Below are 12,050 nucleotides of genomic sequence, written 5' to 3'. Positions count from 1 at the left end.
AGGATCGCCCGCGTCTCAGGCCAACCGATAATGGTCCCCCAACCGATCGAGCGCCAGCGTCAGCACCAGCCGCCCGCTGCGCGCGGGCCAGCCCATCGCCTTCTCCGCCGACGGCAGCGCCTCGTTCGCGCACACCACCCGCCACAACACGTCGTTCAGCCCGCGGCCTACCGCGCCCACCGCCTCGTCGAACCGGCGCTTCGCCGCGATCTGCGCCGTCGTCGGGTCCAGCCCGTCACCGCCACCGCCGTCGACGCGCATCCGGTCCCAGCGCATCGTCACGCTCGGCCCCAGCGACGCCGTCTCGTAATCGCCGCGCAGCCGCTCGCCCGCCTCGAACTGGCGCGCGTCGACCATGCCGCGCGCGCGCAGCCAGCCCAGCGGCGATTCGCGCAGGTTCACCGTCACCCGCCGCGCCTGGCCGATCGTCCGCTCCACCAACTCCTGCATCGCCGCTCCCATCCCCGATTCGCGAAATCATTTGCCTCAGCGTCATAGTTGTAGGAAAGCGAAAAAACCGATCTGGTTGGTGGAGGGTTGAAATGATTACCGCGATCCGCGAAGTGCGCCGCGCGAAGGGCATGACGCTCGACGACGTCGCCCGCGCCTGCGTCCCGCCGACCACCGCGCAGACGATCGGCCGCCTCGAGATGGGCACCCGCACCGTCTCGGTCGCCTGGCTCAACCGAATCGCCGCCGCGCTCGGCGTCACCGCCAGCGATCTCGTGACGCTGCCCGATCGCGACACCCTGCCCGTCGCGGCGACCCTCGACGCAGCGGGCGCCCACGCCCTGTCGCGCACCGCCACCGTAACGCCGCCGACCCCCAATCCCGATCAGGTCGCGATCACCGTCACCGGCGGCGTCGGCGACTACCGCGCCGGTGACGAAATCTGGTGCGACAGGCTCGCGCCGCCGGACTATGCTCGCGCCATGAACCGCGACGTCCTCGTCCCCCGCCCCGGCGGCCGTTTCCTCTTCGCGCGCCTGATCGGGCGAGAGGACGGCAAGCTCCAGCTGTTGCCGCTCGGTGCCGGCGCCCGCCAGCAGGTCGTCGCCGATCCCGCCTGGATCGCCCGCGCCGCCCGCCTGGTCCGCGCGCTGTGATCGCCCGCCTCCTCCTCGCCGCGCTGCTCCTCGCCGGTCCGGCAACCGCCCAGATCCCGGCCGATCGCGGTCGCGTCCTCGCCCGCCTGCCGCATGATCGCAGCGCCTTCACCGAAGGGCTGCTGATCGACAACGGCACGCTCTACGAAAGCACCGGTCGCGATTCCTCGGTCCGCCGCGTCGACCTCAAGACCGGCCGCGTCCTCGCCAGCGCCCCCATACCGAACAATCTGTTTGGCGAAGGCATCGTCGCCTGGAAGGGCCAGCTGCTCAGCGTCACCTGGCACGGCGGCCAGGGCTTCCGCTGGACGATGCCCGATCTGAAGCGCGTCGGCGGCTGGCGCTACGCCGGCGAAGGCTGGGCGATGACCGAGGACGGTCGCTCGATCATCCTGTCCGACGGCACCCCGACGCTTCGCTTCCTCGATCCGGTAAAGCTGACGGTCACGCATCGCCTCACCGTTACCGCCGACGGCCAGCCGCTGCCGATGCTCAACGAACTCGAATATGTGAACGGCGAGATCCTCGCCAATGTCTGGATGACCCCACGCATCGCGCGCATCGATCCCGCGACGGGCAAGGTGAAGGGCTGGATCGACCTGTCGGCGCTCGTCGCCGAGGTCGGTGCCACCGATCGCGACTCGGTCCCCAACGGCATCGCCTACGACCGCCGGCTCAAGCGGCTCTACGTCACCGGCAAGGACTGGCCGACGCTCTACCAGATCGCTTTGCCTCACTGACCCCGTCATCCCGGCCTCGAGCCGGGATCCACGGCGCCGCAAACGGCTCAGCCGATCGCGGATCGAGCCGCCCGCCGCACGTTGGATCCCGGGTCAAGCCCGGGATGACGGGTGTTGGGCAGCGATCGCCTGACCCTCGTCGTCATGCTGAACTCGTTTCCAGCATCTCTCGCCACGGTGCCCGCCGCCCGCGATGCCAAACCGATGCCCCCCCTCCATTCAGTTTGGCGCAAGCGGCGAATTGCTCTAAGCGGCGCCGTTCCGGTCTAGCTTGGGGTTCCGATGCGTTTTCTTGCCCGTTTTGTCGCGCTTGCCGCGTGCTTCCTCGCGCTGCCGGCGACCGCCCAGGTGATCGAGGCCAATGTCGCCGGCCGCAAGCCGGTGCCGTCGGTTACCGACAAGGAGAATCTCTGGCTGCTCGACCTGTCGACCGGTGGCCGGGTGACGATCTGGCTTCGCCCCGATGTCGCCCCGCTGATGGTGGAGCGCGTCAAGACGCTGACCCGCCAGCATTTCTACGACGGCCTTTCCTTCCACCGCGTGATCGACGGCTTCATGGCGCAGGGCGGCGATCCCAAGGGCGATGGCACCGGCGGCTCGACCTTGCCCAATGTGAAGGCCGAATTCGGCTATCTGCCCCACGTCCGCGGCGCCGTCTCGGCCGCCCGCGCCGATGCCGAGGACAGCGCCAATTCGCAATTTTTCATCGTCTTCCAGCCGCGTCTCCAGCTCGACAAGAAATACACCGTCTTCGGCCGCGTCATCGACGGCATGCAATATGTCGACGCGATCGAGCGCGGCGAGCCGCCGTCGAACCCGACCCGGATCGTCCACGCCTATATCGCGGCCGACAATCCCCCGGCCTACGCCAACCTGCCCGCGCCTGCGCCGGTATCGCTCGGCGCGCCGGTGACGCTGCCCGGCACCGGCAAGCCTGCGGGCAAGGCGGTGCCGAAGCGGGCGAACGCACCCGCGAAGTGAAGGTCGACCTCTTCGACTTCGACCTGCCGACCGACCGTATCGCGCTGCGCCCCGCGGTGCCGCGCGATGCGGCGCGGATGCTCGTCGTCCCCGGTGACGGCGACCTGCGCGACGCGCACGTCCGCGAGCTGCCGGGGGAGCTTCGCCAAGGCGACATCCTCGTCTTCAACGACACCCGCGTCATCCCTGCCCAGCTCGAGGGCCGCCGCGGTGACGCCTCGATCGGGGCGACGCTGCACAAGCGCGAAGGGCCGCGCCGTTGGCGCGCCTTCGTCCGCAACGCCAAGCGCGTGCACGACGGCGACGTCATCGATTTCGGCCCCGGCGTCACCGCCACCGCGTCGACCCGCGGCGACGACGGCAGCTGGGCGCTCGACTTCGCCGGCGACGAGCCCGTCGAGCTGCTCCTCGACCGCGCCGGTCACATGCCGCTGCCCCCCTATATCGCCGGCAAGCGCCCCACCGACGCGCAGGACGCCGAAGATTACCAGACGATGTTCGCCGCCGAGCCCGGCGCCGTCGCCGCGCCCACCGCCGCGCTCCACTTCACCCCGTCGCTGATCGCCGCGCTGGCGCAGGCGGGCATCGCGCACACCACGCTGACGCTCCACGTCGGGGCCGGCACCTTCCTGCCGGTCAAGGCCGACGACACCGACGATCATCGCATGCACGCCGAATGGGGCCGCATCGACGCCGCCACCGCCGACCGTCTCAACGCCGTCCGCGCAGCCGGCGGCCGGATCATCGCCGTCGGCACGACCTCGCTCCGCCTGATCGAAAGCGCCACCGGCGAGGACGGCGTCGTCCGCCCGTTCGACGGCGACACGTCGATCTTCATCACCCCGGGTTACCGCTTTCGCGGCATCGACGGCCTGATGACCAACTTCCACCTGCCCCGCTCGACACTGTTCATGCTGGTCTCGGCGCTGATGGGCACCGAGCGCATGCAGGCCGCCTATGCCCATGCGATAAAGAACGGCTACCGCTTCTACTCCTACGGCGACTCGTCGCTGCTCCTGCCGTAAGCCGGGAGGAGCGACGACGATCAGCGCGACCCCACGGTCGCGGCGACCTTCCGGCCGCGATGACGCAGCGCCGCACCGGTCATGCCAAAGCCGATTAGGAGCATGGCCCAAGCAACGGGCTCGGGTAGGGCGCCGACGGTCAGGCCATTGACCGTCGTAATGTTGCCTTTCGAGTAGATGTCGAAACCACTACGCCCCAACACGGCGCCATTATCATAGACGACGGTCTGATCGCTGTTGATGGCGTCGTACGTTGCCGTATCGACGCGGGACAAGGTGAAGCCGCGCTGGGCATCGAACGGATCGGCCAGCGTGCCCGTCAACTCGAGATAAAGCTGTCTATCTATCACCCGCGTGGTCTCGACAAGAGGTGCGCCTGTAGCTCGCTGAAAATTGCGCGCACTAATGACTATCTCTACGGTCCTTAGATCCGGCTCGATGGCAATCGTGACGACGCCACCTATCGCTGCTCCGCTGGTGATAGGTTGCACCCGGCCGCCGTCAAAGTTGAAGGAGATGAAGCTGGGGCTGTCGCTCGTGTAAAAGTAAAACGGCCGTATGCCGCTAATGACCGTAGGCGTGACGGATGCGAAGTCGATCGTGACCGATCCGGAAACGCGATCGACGGAACGATCTTCCAAGGAGTAGGTGACGGTATCGACACCGCTTCGAACGAGACTGGCAGCACCGCGACTGGAAACGCCGGTAAAATTGATCGTCGTGGCCGCGAATACACTCGTCGGACACAGAAAACCCATCAGGCCGATGATGGCCAGCGCAAGACCCCGCATAATCTGCTTTTCCCCGTCGATCGGCGACCGCCTTTAGGTGTGGCGGCACGTCCGTTAACCGCGGTTAACCCACGTAGTGGGGCATGTCGCGGGGAAACTTGTTGAAAAAGCCACAAACTGTGATCTCTTTCAAGCCGATCGCGGTGCCTCGGTACGCAACGGCCAGATCAGCGACACCGCACTCCCCTGGTCGGCGAAGCGAAGCTGGGCGCCGTGCAGGTCGGCCACCGCCTTCACCAGGCTGAGCCCAAGCCCCACCCCCGCCACGTCCGACCGCGCGCGATAGAAGCGCTGCGTCACCAGCGGCCGTTCGGCGGGCGGCACGCCCTCTCCCTCATCGGCGACGCTGACCCCGATCGCCTCGCCCGCCATGCCCAGCGACACGCGGATCACGCCCCGCGGCGGCCCGTATTTTATCGCATTGTCGATCATGTTGGTCACCGCCTCCATCAGCAGGCTGGCGTCGCCCTCGATCACGGGCACCGGCGCGATCGCGCAGGTCAGCGTCAGCCCGCGATCCTCCGCGATCGGGCGATACAGGTCGCAGGCGTCGTCGATCAGCTGCGCCAGCTCGACCGGCGCGAACCGGCTGCGGCGGGCATGATCGCCCAGTTCGCGCAGCCGCAGCAACGCGCCGACGATGCCGAGCAGGACGTCGACGTCGGCGAGCGCGCTGTCCGACACCGCCGCGAAATCGCCGGGCGTCCGCGCATCGCGCAAGCCGCGGTCGAGCCGCGCCCGCAGCCGGGTCAGCGGCGTGCGGATCTGGTGGGCGATATCGTCGCCGACGCCGCGCACCTCGCCGACCAGTTGCTGCAGCCGGTCGAGCATCGCGTTGATATCGGCGCAGAGCAGCCCGAAACTGTCCGGCCGCGCCGCGACCGGCAGCCGCTCGCCGAGATCGCCGGCGATGATCCGCTCGGTCAGCTGCCGCACCGTATCGACCTGTCGCGCCGCCCGCCGCCCAGCGACCAGCCCGAAGATCAGCGCCATCGCCAGCCCCGGCGCAAGACCGAGCAGCAGCGACCGCCACACCAGCCGCAACGCCTCCTCGGTATCGTCGAGGTCGACACCGGCGAGTAGCCGGGTGCCGTCGGGCATCGCACAAACGGTGATCCGCGCCTGGTCGCTGCGCTTGCCCGGCAGTTCGGTCGGCGCGACATCGGCGACGAACGAGGCGCCTGGCGGCACGCTCGGCGGCAATCGCCCGACGTTGCCCGCGATCAGACGCCCTTGCGCGTCGAACAGCCCCAGGAACCGGTCGCGGTGGATGTCGCGGGTCAGCTTCTCGCGCAGTTCCTCGGGCCGCTCCTCACCAGGCGTCAGCGCGAAGAAGGTGCAGTCGTCGGCCAGCGCATGTTCGATCGAGCGCCGATGGCTGCCGTTGGCGAGCACCCAGAACACCGCCGCCAGCGCGATCGACTGGAGCACGAGCATCGCCGCCAGCGCGCCGCCCCAGCGCAACGTCGCGCGCCGCCGAGGATCAGGCCGGAAGATCGAAGACATAACCCTGGCCGCGCACGTTGCGGATCAGCTGCGCCTCGCCATCGATATCGACCTTGCGCCGCAACCGGCCCATGTGGACATCGACGACGTTGCTGTTGGGCTCGAAGCTATACCCCCACACATCCTGGAGCAGCATCGAACGGGTGACGATCCGCCCCTGCCGCCGCACCAGATATTCCAGCAATTTCAGCTCGCGCGGCAACAGCTCGAGCGGCCGGCCGGCGCGCATCCCCCGCCCCGCCAGCAGGTCGAGGTCGATCGGCCCGGCGATCAGCCGCGTGTCGCGGGTATCGTTGGGTCGCCGCAACAGCGCCTCGACCCGCGCCACCAGCTCGACCAGCGCGAAGGGCTTGGCCAGATAGTCGTCGCCGCCCGCCTTCAGTCCGCGAACCCGATCGTCCAGGCTACCGAGCGCGCTCAGCACCAGCGCCGGCGTCCGTACACCGTCGCGCCGCAGGTCGGCGAGCAGCGCCAGCCCCTCGCCGTCGGGCAGTTGCCGATCGAGGATCATCAGGTCGATATCGCCGCCGCGCGCCAACGGGTCACCGTCGCGCAACGTCGCCGTCCGCGTCGCGGCATGGCCGGCAGTGGCGAGTTCCAGCAGGATCTCGTCCGCCGTCCCGTCGTCGTCCTCGATGAGCAGGATATGCGTCACGGCCACCTGTTCGCCGCCTTGGTACGCCACCGTCAACTGAATAGCGTTTCAGTTTCTGAACCGGGATTTAGTCGACGTCCAACCCGACCCTCGGTTAGCAGGCGGTGGGCGGGCGAGGAGTTTGGGATGCGGTTCGCAGTTGTTGCCGGCCTGATAACGATCGCGGCGGCCCCGGCCACTGCACAGACGGCGGCGATCTCGCTCGACGCGCTGGCGCAGGACGTCGTCACGCACAATCCCGAACGCCAATTCTATCAGCGCCAGATCGAAACCGCGGGCGTCGAGCGCGACGCGGCGGGTCGCTGGGCCGATCCCGAAGCGGTGGTCGAATTCGGCCAGCGCCGCGCGCAGGACCTGACGAGCGGTGCGGTGACCGGCGAGGGGCTGACCTATGCCGTCTCCGTCGTCCAGCCGATCGAGTTCGGCGGCCGCATTGCGCTGCGTCGGGCAATCGCCGAGCGCCAGGTCGCGCTCGCCCGTATCGGGCTGCAGCAGTTCGACGCGACGCTCGCCGCGCGCGCCCGGTCGCTCGGCTATGGCCTGTTCGCTGCCGACGAGAAGGCGGCGGCAGCGCGAGAGGTCGCGGCCCGCATGCGCACGCTCGCCCGCGTCCTCGTCAGCCGCGACCCCGCCGGCCCGGCGCCGCAGCTCGAAGCCGCCTCGCTGGTTGCGGGTGCGATCAGCGCCGAACGCTCCGCTGCCAGCGCCGACGCCGAAGCCAATTCGATCCTCTACGAACTGAACCAGCTACGCGGTGCGCCCCTCGCCGCAAGGGTGCGCATCATCCGCCCGGACATGTCGCTCCCCGCACTGCCCTCCGGCCAGGCGCTCGCCGCCAATGCCGCGCAGAACAACTTCGAGCTGAAGGCCCTGCGCGCGCAATTCGAGCAGCAGGGGCTTCGCGTCGACCTGGCGAAGAAGGCGCGGATACCCACGGTCAGCGTCGGCCCCTATTACGACCGCGCCCGCTCCGACATTCGCGAAACCAACTACGGCGTCCGCCTGTCGACCAGCATTCCGCTCTGGAACCGCCAGGCGGGCGACGTCGCGATCGAGCAGGGCAAGCAGGCGCAGGCCAACGCAACCCTCATCAACGCCGAGCGGCGCATCATCCGCGACGTGTTCGATCAGGCCGCGCAATATGAGGCGAAGCGCGACGCCCTGACCAAATGGGACGGCGAAAGCCCGAAGCGCTTCGCCGAAGCCGCCGCCGACGCCGATCGCAACTATCGCCTCGGCGCGATCCCGCTGACCACTTATACCCAGATGCAGCAGAGCTACATCGACGCGGTCAACGCCGTCCTCGACACCCGCCGCGAAGCGCTTGAGGCGCTGCTCCAGCTGCGCGCGCTCAACGGCGGGACGCCGCTCGCACGATGAACCGCTGGCTCGATTACGTCACTCACCATCGCCTGGCGGTGGCGCTGGTGACCGCGCTGGTCGCCGCGGTCGGCCTGTGGTCGTTCGCCAATCTCCAGATCGACGCCATCCCCGACATCACCGGGGTGCAGGTGCAGATCAATACCCAGGTTCCCGCCCTCGCGCCCGAAGAGATCGAGCGCCTCGTCACCCAGCCGATCGAGCGCGCGATGGGCGGCCAGCCGGGCCTCGACCAGACTCGCTCGCTGACCAAGACCGGACTCAGCCAGGTCACGCTGCTCTACAAGGACGGCACCGACCAGCTGAAGGCGCGCCAGCTCGTCACCGAACGGATCACCGCCGTCCAGAACCAGCTGCCGCCCGGCAGCACGCCGCAACTCGCCCCGATCACGACCGGGCTCGGCGAAATCTATTACTACACGCTCGAATGGCGCCGCCCGCCGCCCGGCATGGATCGCCAGCGCCAGCTCATGGAGCTGTACGAGGCGCAGGAATATACCGTTCGCCCGATGCTGCGCGGCGTGCCCGGCGTCGCCGACGTCAATTCGAACGGCGGGCTGGAGCAACAGTTCGTCGTCGAGCCCGATCCCGTCCGGCTGACGATGCACGGCGTCACCGCCGGAGAGCTCGCCGCCGCGGTCGCGAAGAACGTCGAGAATGCCGGCGGCGGCATCGTCCGTCGCGGCGCTGAGCGCTTCACCGTCCGCACCGACGCGCGGGTGATGAACGCGACGCAGATCGGCGCCATTCCGGTCAAGTTCGCCGGTGGCGTCCTGCCGCTCCAGGTCCGTGATCTCGCCGATGTCGTCATCGGCTCGGCGCCGCGCCAGGGTGCCGCGACCCAGAACGGGCGCGAAACCGTGCTGGGCACCGTGATGATGCTGGTCGGCCAGAACAGCCGCGAGACGGCGCTCGCCGTCGAACAGGCGCTGCCGGGCATTCAGGCCGCGGTTCCCAAGGGCATGGTGATCGATCGCCAGTACAGCCGCGCCGATCTGGTCGACCGCACCATCTCCACCGTCGAGCGGAACCTGGGCGAAGGCGCGCTGCTCGTCGCGCTGGTGCTGCTGCTCGTCATGGGCAATTGGCGCGCGGCGCTCATCGTCGCGCTCGTCATCCCGCTCGCCTTCCTCGTCACCGTCACCGGCATGCATGCGATCGGGGTGTCAGGTAACCTGATGAGCCTCGGCGCGCTCGACTTCGGCCTGATCGTCGACGGCGCCATCGTCGTGGTCGAGAACAGCCTTCGCCTGATGGCCGTCCGCCGCCGCGAGAAGGGCGAGGACCTGACGGCCGAGGAGCGCCGCGACACCGTCGCCCATGCCGCCCGGATGGTGGCGCGGCCGACCTTCTTCGGCATCGCGATCATCGCGCTCGTCTACGTCCCCGTGCTCAGCCTCGGCGGGGTCGAGGGCAAGCTGTTCCAGCCGATGGCGCAGGCGGTGATGCTGGCGATCGTCGCCGGGCTGTTCTGGACCTTCACCATCGTCCCCGCGCTGTCGGCCTGGCTGCTGCACGCACCCGCGACGCACGGCGATGACGAGGGCCGCGCGAAGGGCTTCGTCGGCGTCGCCGAGCGCGTCTACACCCCGGCATTGGAGCGCGCGCTAGCGCATCCCGCGCTGCTCGTGATCGGCGCACTGGCGCTGCTCGCCGCGACCTTCCTCGCGTTCAAGACGCTCGGCTCGCAATTCACGCCGCAACTCGACGAAGGCGCCATCACCGCGATGGTCTATCGCCCGGTCGGCATGTCGCTCGAACAGAGCCTGTCGATCGAGAGGCAGACCGAGATCGCGATCCGCCGCGCCTATCCGCAAATCACCCACACCTTCTCGCGCATCGGCACCAGCGAGGTCGCGACCGATCCGATGCCGCCCGAGCAGAACGACCTCTATATCTTCTATGGCCCGATGAAGGACTGGCCCACCGGCGACGGCATGCCGCGGACCAAGCAGGAACTGATCGCCGGCATCGAGAAGGTGGCGCAGCGCGTCTACAGGAGCCAGAACTTCGAATTCGCCCAGCCGATCGAGATGCGCTTCAACGAGATGCTCGAGGGCGTCCGCGCCGACGTGTCGGTCAAGGTGTTCGGCGACGATTACGACACGCTCGAACGCGCCGCAGCGAAGGCCAAGGCGATCCTGGAAAAGCTGCCCGGCACCGAGGGCGTCGAGTTCGAAACCGCCGGCCGCCCCAAGAGCATCGTCATCCAGCTCGACCATGCCGCGCTGCTCCGGCTCGGCCTCGGCACGCAGGCGGTCAACGACGCGATCCGCGACGCGCTGGCGGGGGCGGAGGTCGGCTTCATCCCCCATGGCCCCGCGCGCCACGCCATCGTTATCCGCATGCCCGAATCGCTGCGCGCCGATCCCTCGGCGATCCTCGCGCTGCCGCTTCGCGTCGGCGACTATGGCATGGTACCGCTGTCGCGCGTCGCCCGGTTACAAGAAACGCGGATCGTCGAGCCGATCCTTCACGACGACACCAACCGCCGCGCCGCGCTGATGGTCAACCTGTCGACCAGCGACCTCGAAGGCTATGTGCAGAAGGCGAAGGCCGCGATCGACGGTCAGGTGAAACTGCCGCCCGGCTATCGCATCGAATTCGGCGGGCAGTATCACCAGCTCGAAGCGGCGCAGAAGCGGCTCTCGATCGTCGTCCCGGCCGCGCTGATCCTGATCTTCGCGCTGGTCTATGCCGCGCTCGGCAGCGTGCGCGAGGCGGCGATCGTCTACACCGGCATTCCCTTCGCGGTCACCGGCGGCGTCTTGGCGCTGTGGCTGCGCGGCATGCCCTTCTCGATCACCGCCGCGATCGGCTTCATCGCGCTGTCGGGCATCGCGATGCTCAACGGCCTCGTCCTGATCGACCACATCAACAGCCTGCGCGACGGGCGGGAGGGCGAACCACTGCCCGTCGACCAGGCAGTGCGGCAGGGCGCCCATGATCGCCTGCGCCCCGTCCTCTCGACCGCGCTCGTCGCCTCGGTCGGCTTCGTGCCGATGGCGATCGCGACCGGCGCGGGGGCGGAGGTGCAGCGGCCGCTCGCTACCGTCGTCATTGGCGGGATCATCACCTCGACCATCCTGACGCTGCTCTTGCTGCCGAGCCTCTACGCGTGGGTCGAACGCCGCTGGTCGAGCGTTCCGCCGCGCGGAGAGACCGCATGAGCGCCGCCAACACCGAACACCACCTCGTTCACCGGACCGGCTGGCTGCGTGCTGCGGTGCTCGGCGCCAACGACGGCATCATCTCGGTGTCCAGCCTCGTCGTCGGCGTTGCCGCGGCACCGGGTGTCGGCACCTCGACCATCCTGCTCACCGGCAGCGCCGCGCTGGTCGGCGGCGCGCTGTCGATGGCGGCGGGCGAATATGTCTCGGTCAGTTCGCAGGCGGATACCGAAGCCGCCGACCTCGCCCGCGAGGCCGCCGAGCTGCACCGAAACCCGGAAAATGAAACCGCCGAGCTCGCCGCAATCTACGTGGATCGCGGCGTCGAGCCGGCGATAGCGCGCGTCGTCGCCGAGCAGATGATGGCCAAGGATGCGCTCAGCGCCCATCGTCGCGACGAATTGGGGCTTGCCGACGATGGCGGTTCGCGCCCGGTCCAGGCCGCGGTCTTCTCCGCCGCTGCCTTTACCGCGGGGGCGATCATCCCCGTCCTTGTCGCCGCCCTGACCGCGCGCGATCTGGCGGTGGTCGCCGTCCCGGTCGCCGCGCTGCTGCTGCTCGCCATCCTCGGCGCGATCGGCGCCAGAGCGGGCGGCGCCCCGATGGCCAAGGCGGTGCTGCGCGTCACCCTGTTGGGGGCCGTGGCGATGGCTGCGACCGCTCTGCTCGGAAGGGTCATGCCACTCGGTCTTTGAC

11 protein-coding genes are annotated in these 12,050 nt (G+C 68.9%); 7 read left to right on the top strand and 4 right to left on the bottom strand.

Annotation, left to right across the window (positions count from 1 at the left end; translation table 11 throughout):
- Positions 1–15: 15 nt before the first annotated feature.
- Positions 16–450 carry a DUF6456 domain-containing protein gene (locus GGQ80_RS13890; protein ID WP_183985842.1) on the bottom strand — a complete coding sequence of 145 codons (435 nt, stop codon included), beginning with the start codon at positions 448–450 and terminating at the stop codon, positions 16–18.
- Between the two features lie 92 nt (positions 451–542).
- Between GGQ80_RS13890 and GGQ80_RS13885 the strand changes: the two genes are divergently transcribed.
- From GGQ80_RS13885 to queA, 4 genes are all read left to right on the top strand, one after another.
- Positions 543–1,106 carry a helix-turn-helix domain-containing protein gene (locus GGQ80_RS13885; protein WP_183985840.1) on the top strand — a complete coding sequence of 188 codons (564 nt, stop codon included), beginning with the start codon at positions 543–545 and terminating at the stop codon, positions 1,104–1,106.
- Positions 1,103–1,846 (top strand): glutaminyl-peptide cyclotransferase, encoded by a 744-nt coding sequence (locus GGQ80_RS13880; RefSeq protein ID WP_425506059.1) that lies wholly within the window; start codon positions 1,103–1,105, stop codon positions 1,844–1,846. Before GGQ80_RS13885 ends, GGQ80_RS13880 begins: the two co-directional genes overlap by 4 nt.
- Positions 1,847–2,128: 282 nt before the next feature.
- On the top strand, positions 2,129–2,827 hold the full coding sequence (locus tag GGQ80_RS13875) for a peptidylprolyl isomerase (protein ID WP_183985838.1): 699 nt from the start codon (positions 2,129–2,131) through the stop codon (positions 2,825–2,827).
- Positions 2,824–3,852 (top strand): tRNA preQ1(34) S-adenosylmethionine ribosyltransferase-isomerase QueA, encoded by a 1,029-nt coding sequence (gene queA / locus GGQ80_RS13870; RefSeq protein ID WP_183985836.1) that lies wholly within the window; start codon positions 2,824–2,826, stop codon positions 3,850–3,852. Before GGQ80_RS13875 ends, queA begins: the two co-directional genes overlap by 4 nt.
- Before the next feature lie 20 nt (positions 3,853–3,872).
- Here the strand turns inward: queA and GGQ80_RS13865 are convergent, their stop codons facing one another.
- The 3 genes from GGQ80_RS13865 to GGQ80_RS13855 form a co-directional block, all read right to left on the bottom strand.
- Positions 3,873–4,643: a PEPxxWA-CTERM sorting domain-containing protein gene (locus GGQ80_RS13865; protein WP_246347091.1), complete on the bottom strand. Its 771-nt coding sequence runs from the start codon at positions 4,641–4,643 to the stop codon at positions 3,873–3,875.
- A gap of 129 nt (positions 4,644–4,772) precedes the next feature.
- A complete protein-coding gene (locus GGQ80_RS13860; RefSeq protein ID WP_183985834.1) occupies positions 4,773–6,149 on the bottom strand; it encodes a sensor histidine kinase in 1,377 nt (458 codons plus the stop codon).
- Positions 6,127–6,804 (bottom strand): winged helix-turn-helix domain-containing protein, encoded by a 678-nt coding sequence (locus GGQ80_RS13855; protein WP_183986029.1) that lies wholly within the window; start codon positions 6,802–6,804, stop codon positions 6,127–6,129. Before GGQ80_RS13855 ends, GGQ80_RS13860 begins: the two co-directional genes overlap by 23 nt.
- Positions 6,805–6,930: 126 nt before the next feature.
- On the opposite strand from GGQ80_RS13855, the gene GGQ80_RS13850 reads away from it, so the two are divergent.
- From GGQ80_RS13850 to GGQ80_RS13840, 3 genes are read left to right on the top strand one after another with little or no spacing between them, the layout of a single operon-like run.
- The gene (locus GGQ80_RS13850; protein WP_183985832.1) at positions 6,931–8,184 is read left to right on the top strand and encodes a TolC family protein; all 1,254 of its coding nucleotides are present in this window, start codon (positions 6,931–6,933) and stop codon (positions 8,182–8,184) included.
- Entirely contained in the window at positions 8,181–11,354 is a 3,174-nt protein-coding gene (locus GGQ80_RS13845) for an efflux RND transporter permease subunit (RefSeq protein WP_183985830.1), read from the top strand. The genes GGQ80_RS13850 and GGQ80_RS13845 overlap by 4 nt, the downstream gene beginning before the upstream one ends.
- A complete protein-coding gene (locus GGQ80_RS13840; protein WP_183985828.1) occupies positions 11,351–12,049 on the top strand; it encodes a VIT1/CCC1 transporter family protein in 699 nt (232 codons plus the stop codon). Before GGQ80_RS13845 ends, GGQ80_RS13840 begins: the two co-directional genes overlap by 4 nt.
- Position 12,050 lies beyond the last annotated feature (1 nt).

The sequence above is a fragment of the Sphingomonas jinjuensis genome (genome assembly GCF_014197105.1).
GTDB lineage: Bacteria > Pseudomonadota > Alphaproteobacteria > Sphingomonadales > Sphingomonadaceae > Sphingomonas > Sphingomonas jinjuensis.
Note: the sequence above shows the minus strand (reverse complement) of the source record. Positions and strands in the feature narration are given on the sequence as shown.